This window comes from Streptomyces sp. NPDC050423, from assembly GCF_040655445.1.
Lineage (GTDB): Bacteria > Actinomycetota > Actinomycetes > Streptomycetales > Streptomycetaceae > Streptomyces.
Genome location: NZ_JBFAJY010000022.1, coordinates 32,542 through 49,823, shown reverse-complemented (window position 1 = coordinate 49,823; position 17,282 = coordinate 32,542). Strand labels below are relative to the sequence as shown.

The 17,282-nt window shown below is 70.6% G+C and carries 17 protein-coding genes; 8 read left to right on the top strand and 9 right to left on the bottom strand.

Annotated elements, in window-relative coordinates:
• Window positions 1–2: 2 nt before the first annotated feature.
• Together AB0I52_RS18055 and AB0I52_RS18050 are read left to right on the top strand one after the other, a co-directional pair.
• On the top strand, window positions 3–860 hold the full coding sequence (locus tag AB0I52_RS18055) for a deoxyribonuclease IV (RefSeq protein ID WP_363073638.1): 858 nt from the start codon (window positions 3–5) through the stop codon (window positions 858–860).
• A gap of 84 nt (window positions 861–944) precedes the next feature.
• Window positions 945–1,427 carry a DUF4396 domain-containing protein gene (locus AB0I52_RS18050; protein WP_363073636.1) on the top strand — a complete coding sequence of 161 codons (483 nt, stop codon included), beginning with the start codon at window positions 945–947 and terminating at the stop codon, window positions 1,425–1,427.
• 30 nt (window positions 1,428–1,457) lie between these two features.
• Here the strand turns inward: AB0I52_RS18050 and AB0I52_RS18045 are convergent, their stop codons facing one another.
• The gene (locus AB0I52_RS18045; protein ID WP_362953546.1) at window positions 1,458–2,090 is read right to left on the bottom strand and encodes a sulfite oxidase-like oxidoreductase; all 633 of its coding nucleotides are present in this window, start codon (window positions 2,088–2,090) and stop codon (window positions 1,458–1,460) included.
• Window positions 2,091–2,244: 154 nt separating this feature from the next.
• On the opposite strand from AB0I52_RS18045, the gene bfr reads away from it, so the two are divergent.
• A complete protein-coding gene (gene bfr, locus AB0I52_RS18040; protein WP_311312884.1) occupies window positions 2,245–2,724 on the top strand; it encodes a bacterioferritin in 480 nt (159 codons plus the stop codon).
• Window positions 2,725–2,767: 43 nt separating this feature from the next.
• Here bfr and AB0I52_RS18035 read toward each other — a convergent pair whose 3' ends face one another.
• Window positions 2,768–3,046: a (2Fe-2S)-binding protein gene (locus AB0I52_RS18035; RefSeq protein WP_363073633.1), complete on the bottom strand. Its 279-nt coding sequence runs from the start codon at window positions 3,044–3,046 to the stop codon at window positions 2,768–2,770.
• Window positions 3,047–3,216: 170 nt separating this feature from the next.
• A complete protein-coding gene (locus AB0I52_RS18030; protein ID WP_363073729.1) occupies window positions 3,217–4,563 on the bottom strand; it encodes a class II 3-deoxy-7-phosphoheptulonate synthase in 1,347 nt (448 codons plus the stop codon).
• Between the two features lie 157 nt (window positions 4,564–4,720).
• Between AB0I52_RS18030 and AB0I52_RS18025 the strand changes: the two genes are divergently transcribed.
• The 3 genes from AB0I52_RS18025 to AB0I52_RS18015 all read left to right on the top strand — a co-directional run bounded on the left by AB0I52_RS18025 (window position 4,721) and on the right by AB0I52_RS18015 (window position 9,673).
• Entirely contained in the window at window positions 4,721–7,519 is a 2,799-nt protein-coding gene (locus tag AB0I52_RS18025; RefSeq protein WP_363073631.1) for an N-acetylmuramoyl-L-alanine amidase, read from the top strand.
• A gap of 104 nt (window positions 7,520–7,623) precedes the next feature.
• A complete protein-coding gene (locus AB0I52_RS18020; RefSeq protein ID WP_073735655.1) occupies window positions 7,624–7,680 on the top strand; it encodes a trp operon leader peptide in 57 nt (18 codons plus the stop codon).
• Window positions 7,681–7,780: 100 nt separating this feature from the next.
• Complete coding sequence (locus AB0I52_RS18015; protein WP_363073629.1) at window positions 7,781–9,673, top strand: anthranilate synthase family protein; 1,893 nt, start codon at window positions 7,781–7,783, stop codon at window positions 9,671–9,673.
• A gap of 24 nt (window positions 9,674–9,697) precedes the next feature.
• Here AB0I52_RS18015 and AB0I52_RS18010 read toward each other — a convergent pair whose 3' ends face one another.
• From AB0I52_RS18010 to AB0I52_RS17990, 5 genes are all read right to left on the bottom strand, one after another.
• Window positions 9,698–10,702: a 2-hydroxyacid dehydrogenase gene (locus AB0I52_RS18010; RefSeq protein ID WP_363073627.1), complete on the bottom strand. Its 1,005-nt coding sequence runs from the start codon at window positions 10,700–10,702 to the stop codon at window positions 9,698–9,700.
• 172 nt (window positions 10,703–10,874) lie between these two features.
• On the bottom strand, window positions 10,875–11,903 hold the full coding sequence (locus AB0I52_RS18005) for a 6-phosphofructokinase (RefSeq protein WP_363073625.1): 1,029 nt from the start codon (window positions 11,901–11,903) through the stop codon (window positions 10,875–10,877).
• Between the two features lie 112 nt (window positions 11,904–12,015).
• Entirely contained in the window at window positions 12,016–12,714 is a 699-nt protein-coding gene (locus AB0I52_RS18000; protein ID WP_363073623.1) for a response regulator transcription factor, read from the bottom strand.
• Complete coding sequence (locus AB0I52_RS17995) at window positions 12,711–13,937, bottom strand: DUF5931 domain-containing protein (protein ID WP_363073621.1); 1,227 nt, start codon at window positions 13,935–13,937, stop codon at window positions 12,711–12,713. The genes AB0I52_RS18000 and AB0I52_RS17995 overlap by 4 nt, the downstream gene beginning before the upstream one ends.
• A gap of 36 nt (window positions 13,938–13,973) precedes the next feature.
• The gene (locus tag AB0I52_RS17990) at window positions 13,974–14,747 is read right to left on the bottom strand and encodes a lysophospholipid acyltransferase family protein (RefSeq protein WP_363073619.1); all 774 of its coding nucleotides are present in this window, start codon (window positions 14,745–14,747) and stop codon (window positions 13,974–13,976) included.
• 282 nt (window positions 14,748–15,029) lie between these two features.
• On the opposite strand from AB0I52_RS17990, the gene AB0I52_RS17985 reads away from it, so the two are divergent.
• Entirely contained in the window at window positions 15,030–15,809 is a 780-nt protein-coding gene (locus AB0I52_RS17985) for an alpha/beta fold hydrolase (protein WP_363073617.1), read from the top strand.
• Window positions 15,802–16,482 carry a hypothetical protein gene (locus AB0I52_RS17980; protein ID WP_363073615.1) on the top strand — a complete coding sequence of 227 codons (681 nt, stop codon included), beginning with the start codon at window positions 15,802–15,804 and terminating at the stop codon, window positions 16,480–16,482. The genes AB0I52_RS17985 and AB0I52_RS17980 overlap by 8 nt, the downstream gene beginning before the upstream one ends.
• Before the next feature lie 6 nt (window positions 16,483–16,488).
• Here the strand turns inward: AB0I52_RS17980 and AB0I52_RS17975 are convergent, their stop codons facing one another.
• On the bottom strand, window positions 16,489–17,250 hold the full coding sequence (locus AB0I52_RS17975; RefSeq protein ID WP_363073613.1) for an endonuclease/exonuclease/phosphatase family protein: 762 nt from the start codon (window positions 17,248–17,250) through the stop codon (window positions 16,489–16,491).
• Window positions 17,251–17,282 lie beyond the last annotated feature (32 nt).

Here is a 17,282-nt window from a genome sequence, read left to right as displayed (position 1 = left end):
GTATGCGCAACCCTGTCGGCGGCCATGTACCGGTGGCCGGCGGCCTCGCCAGGGCCGGCCTCCCGTACGCCCGCGAGATGGGCGCGGAGGCCGTCCAGGTCTTCGTCGCCAATCCGCGCGGCTGGGCGACCTCGCCCGGAAACCCGGCGCAGGACGAGCAGTTCCGCGCCGAGTGCGCCGCCGAGTCCGTGCCGGCGTACGTCCACGCCCCGTACCTGATCAATTTCGGCTCGCACACCGCGGCGACCGTCGAGAAGTCCGTGACCTCGCTGCGCCACTCCCTGCGCCGCGCCCGCGAGATCGGCGCCCTGGGCGTCGTGGTGCACACCGGCTCGGCGACCAACGGCCGGCCCCGCGAGGAGGCGCTGGCCCAGGTGCGCACCCATATGCGGCCTCTGCTGGACGAGCTGACGCACGACGACGACCCGTTCCTGCTGCTGGAGTCCACCGCCGGCCAGGGGTTCTCGCTCTGCTCGCGGACCTGGGACTTCGGCCCGTACTTCGACGCGCTCGACGCCCATCCGAAGCTCGGCATCTGCCTCGACACGTGCCACATCTTCGCGGCGGGACACGATCTGGCCGGTCCCGGCGGGATGGCGCAGACGCTGGACCTGCTGGTGGAGACGGTCGGCGAGGGCCGGCTGAAGCTGATCCACGCCAATGACTCCAAGGACGTGGCCGGAGCCCACAAGGACCGGCACGAGAACATCGGCGCGGGCCGCATCGGCGCGGAGCCGTTCCGGGAGCTGTTCTCCCATCCGGCCACCGAGGGCGTACCGCTGATCATCGAGACACCGGGCGGCAAGGAGGGCCACGCGGCGGACGTGGCCCGGCTGAAGGAGCTGCGCGGCCGGAGCTGATCGGGTCCTCCCTGGCGGAATACCCCAGGGGGGTATACGGTTCCTGTAGTCGACACGAACCGCTATCCGGCATTGGGGATCGACATGCAGGAGCACACGGAGCACGCACACCACGCGGGGCACACGGGGCACGTCCGGTGGGCGACGGCGGCCCAGGCCACCCTGCACTGCCTCACCGGATGCGCCATCGGTGAGGTGCTCGGCATGGTGATCGGCACGGCGTTGGGCTGGGGCAACCTGCCGACGATGGTCCTCGCGATCGCCCTGGCGTTCTTCTTCGGCTACACGCTGACCCTGCGGTCCATCCGGAAGGCCGGCGTCGACTTCCGTACGGCGTTCCGCGTCGCCCTCGCCGCCGACACGCTCTCCATCGCGGTGATGGAGCTGATCGACAACGGGCTGATCGCCCTGTGGCCCGGCGCGATGGACGCGACACTCGCGGACGCGCTGTTCTGGGGGACGCTCACCCTTTCGCTGGCCGTGGCCTTCATCGTCACCACACCGGTCAACAAGTGGCTGATCGGCCGCGGCAAGGGCCATGCCGTGGTGCACCAGTACCACCACTGAGGCGGCCCGGGGACCGGCAGGGGCCGGGGGTCAGAGCTCGGGGCCGTCCCCCGGCTCCTCCTGGTAGGAGTAGCGCTGTTCCTTCCACGGATCGCCGACGTTGTGATAGCCGCGCTCCTCCCAGAAGCCGCGGCGGTCGGCGGTCATGTACTCGACACCCCGGACCCACTTGGGGCCCTTCCAGGCGTACAGCTGCGGAACCACGAGCCGGAGCGGGAAGCCGTGTTCGGCGGTGAGCAGCTCACCGTCCTTGTGGGTGGCGAACAGGGCCCGCTCGGCGGTGAAGTCCTCGATCCTGAGGTTCGAGCTGAATCCGTACTCGGCCCAGACCATCACATGGGTGACATGGGGCGCGGGCGGCGCGAGCGCCACGACGTCGCGGACGAGCACCCCGCCCCACTCCGCGCCGAGCATGCTGAATTTCGTCACGCAGTGCAGATCGGCGACGACGGAGGAAAACGGCAGCGCCGAGAATTCCTGATGGTTCCAGCAGTGCTTGTCGCCGTCCGCCGTGGCACCGAAAACCCGGAATTCCCAGCGGTCGGGTTTGAACTTCGGCACCGGCCCGTAATGGGTGACCGGCCAGCCGCGCTGCAGTCGCTGTCCCGGCGGAAGCTCCGACTGCTCTGATGCGCGGTTTTCCCGGCTTTCCGGCTGACCCATGCCTCCATGGTGACAGACAGGCAGGGGTGGTCATGACCAGCACAGGGGCGTTTCGGGCAAACACTACTAAGCATGTACTTACTGGACGGCCACCGGGTGCGATGCGAAGATGCGGCCAACTTGCCCAGTTCACCGGTTGGAAGGAGCCTCTGCGATGCAGGGCGACCCCGAGGTCCTTGAGTTCCTGAACGAACAGCTGACCGCCGAATTGACTGCCATCAATCAGTATTTCCTGCATGCCAAGATGCAGGACAACTTCGGCTGGACGAAGCTCGCGAAGTACACCCGCTCCGAGTCGTTCGACGAGATGAAGCACGCCGAGATCCTGACCGACCGGATTCTCTTCCTCGAGGGACTGCCGAACTACCAGCGGCTCTTCCACGTACGCGTGGGCCAGACGGTCACCGAGATGTTCCAGGCGGACCGCCAGGTAGAGGTGGAGGCGATCGACCGCCTCAAGCGGGGCATCGAGCTGATGCGCGGCAAGGGCGACATCACGTCCGCGAACATCTTCGAGTCGATCCTGGCCGACGAGGAGCACCACATCGACTATCTCGACACCCAGCTGGAACTGGTCGAGAAGCTCGGTGAGCCGCTCTACATCGCGCAGCTGATCGAGCAGCCGGACAGTTGACCGGCACGGGGCACACCGGGCTCGTATCCGTGGCCCGCCACGCTCAGGCGGCTTCGGGGAACCCGGCCGCCGGTGGGAGAGCGGAGCCGGTACCGGGGGCGACACCTGGTTCCGGAGCGGTGCCGGGCGGCTGCTTCTGGCCGAGCAGTTCACGGCGCGGACAGGCGCCGCGGCCGAGCATCGCCTGGATGGTGCGGACGCAGCCACCGCAGTCGGTCCCCGCCTTGCAGGCGGAGGCTATCTGGCGGGGCGTACAGGCGCCGGCTTCCGCATGCTTCTTGACCTGCTGCTCCGTAACGCCGAAGCACGAGCAGACGTACACGCGGTTTCACCTCCCGGCGGGATGGGTCGTGGCGGCCGCCCCGATAATCGGTGAGGCTAACCTAACCTTACCCGCCGCTCAAGAGCGGTAGAAGCCCCGGAACGCCCAGTGGGGCACGGATCACATCGATCCGTGCCCCACAGTCGTACGCGCGCTACCAGCGGTGATGCCTACTGATCCCGGTACATCTCGGCGACCAGGAACGCGAGGTCCAGCGACTGGCTGCGGTTGAGCCGCGGGTCGCAGGCCGTCTCGTAACGCTGGTGCAGATCGTCCACGAAGATCTCGTGGCCGCCGCCGACGCACTCGGTGACGTCGTCACCGGTGAGCTCGACGTGGATGCCGCCCGGGTGGGTGCCGAGGCCCTTGTGCACCTCGAAGAAGCCCTTGACCTCGTCCAGGACGTCGTCGAAGCGGCGGGTCTTGTGGCCGGACGCGGCCTCGAAGGTGTTGCCGTGCATCGGGTCGGTGACCCAGGCGACGGTGGCACCGGAGGCGGTGACCTTCTCGACCAGCTCGGGGAGCTTGTCGCGGACCTTGTCGGCGCCCATCCGGACGATGAAGGTCAGCCGGCCGGGCTCGCGCTCGGGGTCGAGGCGGTCGATGTAGCCGAGCGCCTCGTCGACGGTGGTCGTCGGGCCGAGCTTGATGCCGATGGGGTTGCGGATCTTCGAGGCGAACTCGATGTGCGCGCCGTCCATCTGGCGGGTGCGCTCACCGATCCACACCATGTGACCCGAGGTGTCGTACAGCTCGCCGGTGCGCGAGTCGGTACGGGTCAGCGCCGACTCGTAGTCCAGCAGCAGGCCCTCGTGCGAGGCGTAGAACTCGACGGCCTTGAACTCGGCCGGGTCCGTGCCGCACGCCTTCATGAAGTTCAGCGCGCTGTCGATCTCGCGGGCCAGGGCCTCGTAGCGCTGGCCGGACGGGGACGACTTCACGAAGTCCTGGTTCCAGGCGTGCACCTGGCGCAGGTCGGCGTAACCGCCGGTGGTGAAGGCGCGGACGAGGTTCAGCGTGGAAGCGGACGCGTGGTACATCTGCTTCAGCCGGTCCGGGTCCGGGACGCGCTCGGCCTCGGTGAAGGCGAAGCCGTTGACGGAGTCGCCGCGGTAGGTCGGCAGGGTCACGCCGTCGCGGGTCTCGGTCGACTTGGAGCGGGGCTTGGAGTACTGGCCGGCGATCCGGCCCACCTTGACGACGGGCACGGAGGCCGCGTAGGTGAGGACGGCGCTCATCTGGAGCAGCGTCTTCAGCTTGGCGCGGATGTGCTCGGCCGACACGGCGTCGAAGGCCTCGGCGCAGTCACCGCCCTGAAGCAGGAACGCCTCGCCCTTGGCGACGGCTCCCATGCGGGCGCGCAGCTGGTCGCACTCGCCCGCGAAGACGAGCGGCGGATACGACGCGAGGTCCGCGAGTACATCGCGCAGCGCCTCGGAGTCGGGGTACTCGGGCTGCTGCGCCGCGGGAAGGTCTCGCCAGGTGTTGCCACCGGCGACGGAGGTATTGGCGTTCACGGTCACGGGTCCCACATTACGGGGTCGTGTCGACTGCTTTTCCTGGTGCTCAGTCACTGAGACGGACGGCGCGGCGCGGTCAGTGACGAGGGGCACAGCCGGGCTGCTAGCCTCACGCTTTTCGGACTCGGACAAGTGGACAGCTGGGGGTGGGGATTTGAAGCGGAACCATCGCAGGGATCTCAAGAAGAGAAGAGTGCTCTACGGGGTGGGGGCAGCGGTCGTGGCGACCGCGACGATCGGCACGGTCGCCATGGCGTCGCAGGACACCGTGACGGGCGACGGCAAGCCGGTCCCGGCGGCCGCCGCGCTGCAGACGCAGTTCAAGGACGCGGCGCGCGAGTTCGACGTACCGCAGAGCGTGCTGATGGCGGTCTCGTACCGCCAGACGCTGTGGGAGAGCCACGACGGCGAGCCGAGCACCAGCGGCGCGTACAACGTCATGGGGCTCACCCGGGTGACGCCGAAGGACGTCGTCCAGCCGGCCGGCAAGGAGCGCCTCGCGCACCTCGACATGAGCGGCAGCCCCGAGATCTCGCGCAAGTTCGACGCCGCCGAGGCGCTGCGGAACCTGCCCGGGGAAGCCGTCGCCACCGACGACCCGCGGCTCCACACCCTGGACAAGGCCGCCGGTCTCATCGACGCCGGCACCGACGCGGTCCGCGACAGCACCGAGCAGAGCATTCGTGCGGGCGCGGCGCTGCTGGCCGAGTACCAGCGGCAGGCGACCGGATCGCTGCCGGACAGCCCGGGTGAGTGGTACCCCGCGGTGGCCCGTTTCAGCCAGTCGACGGACACGAAGGGCGCCGATCTCTTCGCCGAGCGGGTCTTCGACTCGATCAGGACGGGTGAGCGGCAGCTCACCACGGAGGGCCAGCAGGTCACGCTGCCCGCCGACCCCTCCGTCGAACCGGTCAAGCCGTCGAAGGTTCCGCTCGCGCCCGCCGCCACGGGCACGGCCACGACGAAGGCCGCGGCCGCCACGCCGGAGTGCCCGTCCGGCCTGAACTGCAACTTCGTCCCGGCCGAGGACCCGAAGACCGGCACGCGGAACTACAGCCTGGCCGACCGGCCCGCGGGCGGGTTCGGCATCCGCCAGATCGTGATCCACGACACCGAGGGCAGCTACCAGGGCTCGGTCGACACGTTCCAGAACTCCGCGAACGGTGTCAGCACGCACTACCTGGTCCGCGCCTCGGACGGCCTGGTCACCCAGATGGTCGAGAACAAGAACCTGGCGTGGCACGCGGGCAACTGGTCGCTCAACATGCACTCCATCGGCGTGGAGCACGAGGGCTACGCCATCAAGGCGGGTACCTGGTACACCGAGCCGCAGTACGAGTCCTCCGCGGCCCTGGTGAAGTACCTCGCGGCCAAGTACGACATCCCGCTGGACCGTGAGCACGTCATCGGCCACGACGAGGTGCCCGGAGCGCTGGACGCCAATGTCGCCCCGATGCACTGGGACGCGGGCCCGTTCTGGGACTGGAACCACTACATGTCGCTGATGGGCGCCCCGACCGGTGCCAGTGGCGCGGGCGGCCCGGTCAAGGCCGGCCAGGTGGTCCGGGTGGTGCCCCCGTTCACCACGGCCAACCAGCCGGAGCTGACGTACAACGGCAGCGCCGTCGCCAAGCGGCCGGCGAACTTCGGCTACCTCTACACCTCGCCCTCGACGACGTCGGCCAGGATCACCGACCCGTACATCCCGAACGTGAAGGCCACGGACGGCCCGAACTGGGGCAACAAGGTCGTCGCGGGCGGCGAGTACGTCGTGGCCGAGGCCCGGAACGACTGGACGGCGATCTGGTACGGCGGGCAGAAGGCGTGGTTCTCCAACCCGGGCGGGCAGTTCACCGCCCGCGTCGCCGGCACCGCCCCGACCGTGCTGAAGGCGAAGGCCGGATCCACGCCACGGCTCTACGGCCGTTCGTTCCCCGAGGCCTCGGCCTACGACGGGACCGGCGCCACCGCGCCGACGGACAGCCCCGACTACCTGTCGAAGTACAAGCTGCCCAGCGGGCAGGCGTACGTGAAGGCCGGGGACGAGGTCCAGGGCGACGACTACTTCGGCTCCTCGCAGACCCGCGTCGTGGGCACCGAGCTGTACACCCCGGTCCGCTACAACCACCGCATCGCCTGGGTGAAGTCGAGCGACGTCCAGCAGGCGAGCGCCACCGTCCCGGATGCCGGGACGGACCGCTACAACATGATCGGCCGGGACAGCAAGGGCGACGTCTGGCAGTACCAGGGCACCGGCAGCGCCACGTCCCCGTACTACAAGCGCTACCTCATGGGCTACGGCTGGCAGAACTACACCGCCATCACCGCGATGACCGCGATGCGTGCCGACGGCACGGGTGACATCACGGCCCGCGACAAGGACGGCGTGCTCTGGTACTACCGGGGCAGCGGCAACCCGGACAAGCCGTACCTGGCACGCCTCAAGGTCGGCAGCGGCTGGAACCAGTACGACGGCATCTGGGGCATGCGCGACCTGGACGGGGACGGCAAGGCGGACATGATCGCCCGCAACGGCTCCGGGGTGATCTATTTCTACAAGGGAACGGGTGACCCGGCGAAGCCCTTCGCGCCCAAGGCGCAGATCGGCACCGGCTGGCAGATCTACGACGCCCTCGTCTCCACCGGCGATCTGAACGGTGACGGCAAGGCCGACTTCGTGGCGCGGGACAAGTCCGGGGTGCTCTGGATCTACACGGGTACCGGCAGCGCCGCCGCACCGTATGCCAAGCGGGTGCAGATCGGTTCCGGCTGGGGCGCCTACAAGCTGATGCTGGGTCCGAGCGACCTCGACCGGGACGGCATCGGGGACCTGGTCGGTGTGAACGGATCAGGAGTGCTCTGGTACTACAAGGGCACCGGCAACGCGGCCGAGCCCTTCGCCGCCAAGGCGCAGGTCGGCACCGGCTGGCAGATCTACGACTCGCTGTTCTGAGACCCGCGGTTGCGGGCCGGGCCGAGTCGACCGGACAGGAGGCCCGTTCCATCCATCGGGTGGGGCGGGCCTCCTCGTGCCCGGTCGTGGGTTATGGTTCGGGCATGTTCGCGCACTCGACCCGTAACTGGTGGTGGACCGCTCATCCGGCGGCCCACTGACTGCGCGTACCAGAAAGACGCAGAGGCCGCCCGAGGGGCGGCCTTTTCCGTTTCCACGGGCCGTTCCTCCCAGCTGATTCCACTGGAAGGAACACTCCGCATGACACCGCATCCGGCACCGCACACGCTCGTCGAGAGACTTCTGGACGAGGACTGCCCGCCCTTCGCCCTGCTCCGCAGGCGTACCCCCGGCCATGACCACGACACCGTCGAGGTGCTGATCGGCGAGGTGCGGGAGGTGGACCGGCTCGCGGACCTCCCGGTCGGTGAGCGGCCCTCGCTCGCCATGGTGCCGTTCCGCCAGATCGCCGAGCGCGGTTTCGACGTACGGGACGACGGGACGCCGCTGGCCGTACTGGTCGCGGACGAGACGTACACGCTGCCGCTCGACGCGGCGCTGGAGCTGCTCCCCGCGCACGAGGTACGGGTCCAGGACGGCGCGTTCGATGTCGCCGACGAGGAGTACGCGGGGACCGTCCGACGGGTCGTCGAGGACGAGATCGGCCGGGGCGAGGGCGCGAACTTCGTCATCCGGCGGACCTTCCGGGGCGAGATCCCGGGGTTCGGGAGGGCGGACGCGCTGGCGCTGTTCCGGCGGCTGCTGGCGGGTGAGCGGGGCGCGTACTGGACGTTCGTCGTGCACACGGGGGACAGGGCGCTGGTCGGCGCCAGCCCCGAGGTGCACGTGCGGATGTCCGGCGGGACCGTCGTGATGAATCCGATCAGCGGTACCTACCGCTACCCCGCCGAAGGGCCGTCCGCCGAGGGTCTGCTGGCCTTCCTCGGCGACCGCAAGGAGACCGAGGAGCTCTCCATGGTGGTCGACGAGGAACTCAAGATGATGTGCACGGTGGGCGACATGGGCGGGGTGGTGATCGGCCCCCGGCTCAAGGAGATGGCCCATCTCGCGCACACGGAGTACGAGTTGCGCGGGCGCTCCTCGCTGGATGTGCGCGAGGTGCTGAAGGAGACCATGTTCGCGGCGACGGTCACCGGCTCCCCCGTGCAGAACGCCTGCCGGGTCATCGAGCGGTACGAGCCCGGCGGGCGCGGCTACTACGCGGGGGCGCTGGCCCTGCTGCGGCAGGGACCCGACGGGGCGCAGACACTGGACTCACCGATCCTGATCCGGACCGCCGACATCTCGGCGGGCGGGCAGCTCCGGGTGCCGGTCGGGGCGACGCTGGTGCGCCACTCCGATCCGGAGAGCGAGGTCGCGGAGACCCATGCCAAGGCGGCCGGGGTGCTGACCGCGCTCGGCGTGCTGCCTGGCCGGCCGAGGACCGGGGGCGCGCTGCCGCGACTGGCCGGGGACCCGCGGGTGCGGGCGGCTCTGGACGCCAGGCGGGACGGGCTCGCGCCGTTCTGGCTGCGGATGCAGGAGCGCACCGACGAGCTGTCCGGCCATGCGCTGGTGATCGACGGCGAGGACACGTTCACCGCGATGCTGGGGCATCTGCTGCGCGCCTCGGGTCTCGACGTGTCGGTGCGCCACTACGACGAGCCGGGGCTGCGCGAGGCCGTACGGGCGCACGAGGGGCCGGTGGTGCTGGGCCCCGGGCCGGGGAATCCGGGCGATCCCGACGACCCGAAGATGCGGCTGCTGCGGGAGCTGGCGGCGGAGCTGGTCCGGGACCACCGGCACGGGCTCCTTGGGGTGTGCCTGGGCCATGAGCTGATCGCGGCGGAACTGGGTCTTGAGATCGTCCGCAAGGCGGTGCCGTACCAGGGTGCGCAGACCGGGATCGAGCTGTTCGGGCGGCCGGAGACGGTCGGCTTCTACAACAGTTTCACCGCGCGCTGCGACGACGCCGTGGTCAGCGAGCTGGCGGCGCACGGCATCGAGGCGAGCGTGGACGGGGCGACCGGGGAGCTGCACGCGCTGCGCGGGGACGGTTTCGCCTCGGTGCAGTTCCACCCGGAGTCGGTGCTGACGCTGCGCGGGGCGGCGATCGTGGGCGAACTGCTGGCGGGGCTGCCGGTGCGCGGCTGAGCCGGCCGCCCGGGTCCGCCGGAATCAGGACCCGGGCGGTGCCGGGACCAGGACGTTGTCGCTGCGGCGGCGGGCCAGGTAGTCGTCGACGTTCCGGACGGTGGCCTCGATGATCTGGCCCACCGCGTCCTCGGTGTAGTACGCCTGGTGCGAGGTGACGATGACGTTCGGGAAGGTGACGAGACGGGCCAGGGTGTCGTCGTCGATGCCCTCCAGGGACTTGTCGAGGAAGAAGAGCCCGGCCTCGGCCTCGTACACGTCGAGGCCGACGCCGAGGAACCGGCCGGCCCGCAGCTCCCCGACCAGGGCGGTGGTGTCGACGAGTCCGCCGCGGCTGGAGTTGATCAGGATCGCGTCGTCCTTCATCCGGGCCAGGGCGCCCTTGCCGATGACGTGGTGGGTCGAGGGCAGCAGCGGGACGTGCAGGCTGATCAGGTCGGACTCGGCGAGGAGCTGCTCCTTGTCGACGTAGCGCATGCCCAGTTCGACGCAGGCCGGGTTCTCCGCGACGTCCCAGCCGAGCAGATTCATGCCGAAGCCGTGGGCGATCCGGGTGAAGGCCTCGCCGATCTTTCCGGTGCCGACGACGCCGGCGGTGCGGCCGTGCATGTCCCGGCCGAGGAGCCCGTCGAGGCGGAAGTCGAAGTCGCGGGTGCGGCTCGCGGCCCGGATGACACGGCGGTTGACCGCCATGGCGAGGGTCCAGGCGAATTCGGCGACGGAATAGGGCGAGTAGTACGAGACCCGGGCGACGCGCATGGCGAGGCGCTCGGCGACGTCCAGGTCGATGTTGTTGAAGCCGGTGGAGCGCTGGGCGATCATCTGCGTGCCGCCGGCCGCCAGGGTCTGCAGGACGCCGCTGCCCAGGTCGGCGTTGACGCTGGTGGAGATGATCTCGTAGCCGGCCGCGATGGGCGCGGTGTCCCGGTTCAGGAAGACGTCCAGGCAGCGGACCTCGTGCTTCCCGGCGAAGGCTTTCTCGATCAGCGGCTTCTCGTCGGACTGCACGCCGAAGGCCAGGATCTCCACTGCGTCTCCCGTGACTGGTGCGGGCGGGGTGCCGGGTCCGTACGCACGGGGGTGCGGGCGGACCCGGCCGGTCCGGTCGTCGCGAATATAACGACCTGGTGTGCGATCGGGAGCCCGCTCCCTATCGTGCACCAGGTCGTAAGGCCGGGACGCCCGGCACGCCGCCCGGATCTCAGCCGAAGAAGACCCCCACCTCCGCGTAGAGCGCCGGGTCGACCGTCTTGAGCCGGGCGGTCGCCTCCGCGATCGGCACCCGCACGATGTCCGTGCCGTTCAGGGCGACCATCTTCCCGAAGTCGCCGTCGTGCACGGCTTCGATGGCGTGCAGGCCGAACCGGGTGGCCAGCCAGCGGTCGAAGGCGCTGGGCGTGCCGCCGCGCTGGACGTGGCCCAGGACGGTGGTCCTGGCCTCGTTGCCGGTGCGGCGCTCGATCTCCTTGGCCAGCCATTCGCCGACCCCGGAGAGACGGACATGGCCGAAGGAGTCCTGCGACCCGTCCTTGAGGACCATCTCGCCCTGCGCGGGCATGGCCCCCTCGGCGACCACCACGATCGGGGCGTAGCTCGCCCGGAACCGGGAGGTCACCCAGGCGCAGACCTGGTCGACGTCGAAGCGCTGCTCCGGGATGAGGATGACGTTGGCGCCGCCCGCCAGTCCCGAGTGGAGCGCGATCCACCCGGCGTGGCGGCCCATCACCTCGACGACGAGGACCCGCATATGGGACTCGGCCGTGGTGTGGAGCCGGTCGATGGCCTCGGTCGCGATGCCGACGGCCGTGTCGAAACCGAAGGTGTAGTCGGTGGCGGACAGGTCGTTGTCGATGGTCTTGGGAACGCCGACGCAGTGGATGCCGTGTTCGTCGGACAGGGTCGCCGCCACCCCGAGGGTGTCCTCGCCGCCGATCGTGACGAGTGCGTCGACCTCGTACCTGTCGAGGTTGTCCCGGATCCGGCGGACGCCGTGGTCCGCCTTGAGCGGGTTGGTGCGTGAGGAACCGAGGATGGTGCCGCCGCGTGGCAGGATGCCGCGCACCGCCGGGATGGAGAGCGGGACCGTCACACCCTCGAGCGGTCCGCGCCAGCCGTCCCGGAATCCGATGAAGTCGTAGTCGTACTCCTGCACGCCCTTGCGGACTATGGCGCGGATGACCGCGTTGAGCCCGGGGCAGTCGCCGCCCCCGGTCAGTACTCCGACCCGCATGAAAGCATCCCTTCGCCGAAGTGAGCCCATGTGACACCCAGCCTAAGGGTGATCCAGGTCACTCCGGGAAGGGTCGGACGGTCAAATTCCGTGCAATATGCGGGAATTGATCTCAGATGTCGTCGAGTCCCCGCTCGATGGCGTACCGCACCAGCTCCACCCGGTTGTGCAGCTGGAGCTTGCCCAGGGTGTTCTGGACGTGGTTCTGGACCGTGCGGTGGGAGATGACCAGCCGTTCGGCGATCTGCTTGTACGAGAGTCCCTTGGCGACCAGCCGCAGCACCTCGGTCTCCCGTTCGGTGAGCTCCGGGGCCTTCGGCTCGTCGGACGCCACGGGTGCGGGTTCGGAGGCCAGCCTGCGGTACTCGCCGAGCACCAGCCCGGCGAGGCCGGGGGTGAAGACGGGATCGCCGGCCGCGGTGCTCCGGACCGCCTCGGTCAGCTCCTGGGTGCTCGCCGACTTGAGCAGATAGCCGGTGGCGCCGGACTTGACCGCCTCCAGCACGTCGGCGTGCTCGCCGCTCGCGGAGAGCACCAGGACCCGCAGCCCGGGGTGCGAGCCGACGAGCTCCTTGCAGACCTGGACGCCCGGCATCCCGGGCAGATTGAGGTCGAGGACGAGGACGTCGGGGCGGACGGCCCCGGCCCGGCGGACCGCCTGCGGGCCGTCGCCCGCGGTCGCCACCACGTCGAACCCGGACTCCGCGAGGTCGCGGGCGACGGCGTCGCGCCACATCGGGTGGTCGTCGACCACCATCACCCTGATGGGCAGCCGTTCTGCCGCCGCGCCCTGGTCGTGCTCCGCACTCATCGGACCGAACCCGCCTTCCCCCGTGAAATCTTCGGAACCTTCAATTCGACCTCGGTGCCCTGACCGGGCACCGAGATCAGCTCTGCCGTGCCGCCCAGTTCGGCCAGCCGGCCGCGTATCGACAGGGCGACGCCGAGGCGCCCCTCGCCCTCGGCCTGGGCGAGCCGTCCCTCCGGGATGCCCGGCCCGTCGTCCCGGACCGTGACGATCACCTCGTGCGGCCAGTCCTCGACCAGGATCCAGGCCTGGGCGTTCTCTCCCGCGTGCACCCGGACATTGTCCAGGGCGGCGCCGACCGCGGCCGCCAGCTCCGTCGCCGCCGCGGGCGCGAGCAGCACCGGGGCGCCGGGCTCCGCGAAGCTGACCCGGGAGCCGGCGTGCGGGGCGAGCAGGGCGCGCAGATCGGTCACGCCCGGCGCGCCGGGCTCGTCGTCGTCGGTCTCGACGGTCCGCACCACGGCGCCCTCGGCGGCGTCCTCGGAAACCCGGGTGGGCGGCACCAGGCCGCTGGAGACCAGGGTGCGCAGGGCGACCTCCTGCTCCCCGGCCATCCGGCCCAGCTCGGCGGCCTCGCCGCCGATCGCCGTACCGCGGCGCTGCACCATCGCCAGGACCTGGAGCACGCTGTCGTGGATGTCGCGGGCCAGCCGTTCCCGTTCCCGGGTGGCGGCCTCGATCTCCAGGGCACGGGCGAGGGTGCGCTCACTGGCGCGGGCCACCTCGACGACGTAACCGATCGCGATGGAGGCGACCCAGACCAGCAGGACGTTGTGCAGGGTGTCGCGGCTGGGTTCGGCGCGCTCGACGATGTTGGCGGCGGCGACGAAGCTGGAGGCGAAGGCCGCCCAGCGCCAGCCGCCCTTGATCGCGAAGGCCAGGACGGACCCCGCGGTCCAGATCGACGGCAGGGTCGGACCGTCGACGTGCTGGGCCTGGAAGTCGGCGAGCGGGGTGAGGAGGATGCCGGCGAGGGCGAGGGTGAGGTCGGCGCCGAGGAAGCGCTTGGTGCAGGCCACCGCGCCGGCGACCTTCGGCAGGGTGGCGAGCGTCCAGACGGCCATGACCGTCAGGAAGGCGATGGCCACCCACGGCCGGTCGTACTTGTCGCGCCCGAAGACGGCGAGCAGGATCGCGTAGAGCATCGTCAGAATGCGGTACGCGGTCAGCGCACGCCACAGCGGCTGCTCGACCGACATCCGCACGACCCGCACGCGCTTGGCCATCTTCTTCTCCCCCACCCCGGACGGACCGGCGCGCGCTCAGGCGCCGCCGCGGTCCTCGTCCGTACCCTGCTGCTCGTCCCGGCCGCCGGACGCGGCCTGCTTGGCGGCCTCCGAGCGCCGCTTCGCCTCCTCCGCGATCTGCTGCTTGGCGGCGGTCGCGTAGATGTCGACGTACTCCTGCCCGGAGAGCCTCATGATCTCGTACATCACCTCGTCGGTGACCGAGCGCAGGATGAAGCGGTCGCCCTCCATGCCGTGGTACCGGCTGAAGTCGAGCGGCTTGCCGATCCTGATCCCCGGGCGCATCAGCTTGGGCATCACCTGGCCGGGCGGCTGGATCTTCTCCGTGTCGATCATCGCGACGGGGATCACCGGCGCCCCGGTCGCGAGCGCCACCCGGGCGAGCCCGCCGGGCTTGCCCCGGTAGAGGCGGCCGTCGGGCGAGCGGGTGCCCTCCGGGTAGATGCCGAAGAGGCCGCCGCTCTCGATCACCTCGATGCCGGCCTTGATCGCCGCCTCGCCGGCGCCCCGGGCGCCGGAGCGGTCCACCGGGAGCTGGCCGACGCCCTTGAAGAAGGCGGCGGTCAGCTTGCCCTTGACGCCGGGCGCGGTGAAGTACTCGGCCTTGGCGATGAAGGTGACCTTGCGGTCCAGGACGGCGGGCAGGAAGAAGGAGTCGGAGAACGACAGATGGTTGCTCGCGAGGATCGCGGGTCCCTGCGCGGGAATGTTCTCCAGGCCCTCCACCCACGGCCTGAACGCGACCTTCAACGACCCGCCGATGGAGAACTTCATAGCGCCGTAGATCAACTCGGGTGCCTCCAGTGTGCTGTCCGGCAGACCTCAGGGCCTGCCCGGCGGCTCGCGGCCGGGGTCGCGACGTCCGGCACGGCGCCTCCCCCTGTCCGGCTGCGATCCCCCGGACAGACCCTAACCCGTGCCGCCGTCCGTGCTCCCGCCCGGCACGGACCGGGGTACCCGGCCGTTGCCGGTGACGGCCCTGGTCGGTGTCGGCCCGGTCGCGTACGGTGAAGTAATCCTTCCGCACTCCCCCTTTCGCTCCCCTCCGAGCCTCACGAACAGGAGACCCCGGTGCCGGTCCTTCCTGGAGCCGAGCCGTTCCGCCACGAGGGCGGAGAGGTCGGCGTCCTCCTCTGTCACGGATTCACCGGTTCCCCGCAGTCGCTGCGCCCCTGGGCCGACTACCTGGCCGAGCGCGGGCTCACGGTGTCGCTGCCGCTCCTCCCCGGGCACGGCACCCGCTGGCAGGACATGCAGGTGACCGGCTGGCAGGACTGGTACGCGGAGGTGGACCGGGAGCTGCGGTCGCTGCTGGAGCGGTGTTCCCAGGTCTTCGTCTTCGGTCTCTCCATGGGCGGAGCCCTCGCGCTGCGGCTCGCGGCGAAGCACGGTAACGCGGTCCGGGGGCTGGCGCTCGTCAACCCGGCCAACAAGGTGCACGGCCTCGCGGCGCACGCGCTGCCGGTCGCCCGCCATCTGGTGCCGACGACGAAGGGCCTGGCCGGCGACATCGCGCTGGAGGGTTCCGAAGAGGTCGGCTACGACCGGGTGCCGCTGCACGCGGCGCACTCGGTACGGAAGTTCTTCCGGCTGGTCGACGCCGAACTGCCCCAGGTGACCCAGCCGGTCCTGCTGCTGCACAGCCCGCAGGACCATGTCGTGCCGCCCGCCGACTCGGCCCGGATCCTGAGCCGGGTCTCCTCCACGGACGTCGAGGAGATCCTCCTGGAACAGAGCTACCACGTGGCGACGTTGGACCACGATGCGGAGCGGATCTTCGACGAGAGCTATTCGTTCATCGGCCGCCTCGCTCCGAGCGTCGGGAAGAAGGGGAGCACGTCCGGTGGCTGAGCACAACGCGGATCGCGCGGGCGGCGAGGAGGAGCGCGAGCCGCTCCCCGCCGAGGGAGCGGCCGTCCCCGATGACGGCGGCGCGCCCCCGTCGGAGGCCCCGGGCATCGCCCAGGGCGGCGACGGGGAGCGGCCGGTCGACGAGGAGGCCGTCTGGGAGGCGATCGTCGCGGGGTACGGCGACGAGCCGCCGGACCCGCCGGGCGCCAGGCCGTTCCGGTCCATCGAGGATGTCGCGCTGCTGGAGGACGGTCCGCTGACCGCCCTGGATCCGGACAAGGGCATCGGCAAGCGGCCGCCCAAGCCGCCGGAGAAGCCGCTCGGCAGCTCGGTGGTGTTCGCGCCCGGCGTCGGCAACGGCCCGCGCGACTACGAGCCGGCGGAGCCGGCCGCGGGTGACACGGACGACGGGGACGACGGCGGCGAGGGGCACTTCGTGCCGCCGGAGCCGCCACCGCTGCCGGAGGCCGACGTCACGGCGAAGTTCGCGTGGCTGGCGGTGATCGGCGGACCGGTCCTGCTGCTGCTCGCGGTGCTGCTCCAGTGGGAGATGACCTGGTGGCTGACGACGGTCTGCGTCGGCGGCTTCCTGGGCGGCTTCGTGACGCTGGTGGCGCGGATGGAGCACGACGACGAGGACGGCGACGACCCCGGCCGCGGCGCGGTGGTCTGAGCCGCCCTACGGCGTACCGGCCGCGGGCACCCGCAGCGCGGCCAGCACCGGCAGGTGGTCCGTCGCGGCCGGCAGGTCGCCCTCGGCCACGCCGGGCAGCCCGGCCGGGACACCGCAGCCGAGCACCTCGATGCCCCGGGTCGCGAAGACCGCGTCGATCCGCTTGCGCGGCTCGTGCGGCGGGAAGGTGTGCTCGCCGCCCCGCGGCCGTACGGTCCAGCAGTCCTGGAGCCGCCCGGCCAGCCGCCGGAACGCCTGCCCGCTCGGGACCTCGTTGAGGTCGCCGCCCACCACGGCGTGCTCGACCCCCATCGCGTCCAGCCGGTCGAGCAGCGCCTCCGCCTGGGCGAGGCGCTCCTCGCGCTGGAGGCTCAGATGGCAGCTCAGCACGCCGATCCGGGTGCCCGCGATCCGGACGACCGCGGTGGCGAAGCCCCTGCGGTGCAGTCCGGGGGTGAGCGGCAGCAGGACGTCCTCGGTGCGCTCCACCGTGGCGCGCAGCGAGCAGAGCAGCAGTGGTCCGGCCGCGGTGGCTCCGCCGCCGAGGATCACCAGATCGGTGGCGGCGGCGAGCCGGGCGGCGCGCTTGCGCCAGCGGAAGAAGCGCGGCGCCTCCTGGACGAGGACCAGATCGGGGGCGCAGCCGCGGATCACCCGGGCCAGCGCCGCACGGTCGTCGCGCATCGACCGGATGTTGTAGCTGAGCACTCTGATGACGGCCGAGCCGTCCTGCTCGGTACGGGATTCTGGCAGCGACATCATGGCCATGGCGCTCACGATACGACGGACGCCCGCCGCTC

What these genes read in the sequence shown, in the direction of transcription:
- AB0I52_RS18055 (WP_363073638.1), top strand. Translation starts at nt 3, where the DNA reads ATGCGCAACCCTGTCGGCGGCCATGTACCGGTGGCCGGCGGCCTCGCC.
- AB0I52_RS17975 (WP_363073613.1), bottom strand. Translation starts at nt 17,250, where the DNA reads ATGGCCATGATGTCGCTGCCAGAATCCCGTACCGAGCAGGACGGCTCG.
- AB0I52_RS18005 (WP_363073625.1), bottom strand. Translation starts at nt 11,903, where the DNA reads ATGCGGGTCGGAGTACTGACCGGGGGCGGCGACTGCCCCGGGCTCAAC.
- AB0I52_RS18045 (WP_362953546.1), bottom strand. Translation starts at nt 2,090, where the DNA reads ATGGGTCAGCCGGAAAGCCGGGAAAACCGCGCATCAGAGCAGTCGGAG.
- bfr (WP_311312884.1), top strand. Translation starts at nt 2,245, where the DNA reads ATGCAGGGCGACCCCGAGGTCCTTGAGTTCCTGAACGAACAGCTGACC.
- AB0I52_RS18000 (WP_363073623.1), bottom strand. Translation starts at nt 12,714, where the DNA reads ATGAGTGCGGAGCACGACCAGGGCGCGGCGGCAGAACGGCTGCCCATC.
- AB0I52_RS17995 (WP_363073621.1), bottom strand. Translation starts at nt 13,937, where the DNA reads ATGGCCAAGCGCGTGCGGGTCGTGCGGATGTCGGTCGAGCAGCCGCTG.
- AB0I52_RS18050 (WP_363073636.1), top strand. Translation starts at nt 945, where the DNA reads ATGCAGGAGCACACGGAGCACGCACACCACGCGGGGCACACGGGGCAC.
- AB0I52_RS18015 (WP_363073629.1), top strand. Translation starts at nt 7,781, where the DNA reads ATGACACCGCATCCGGCACCGCACACGCTCGTCGAGAGACTTCTGGAC.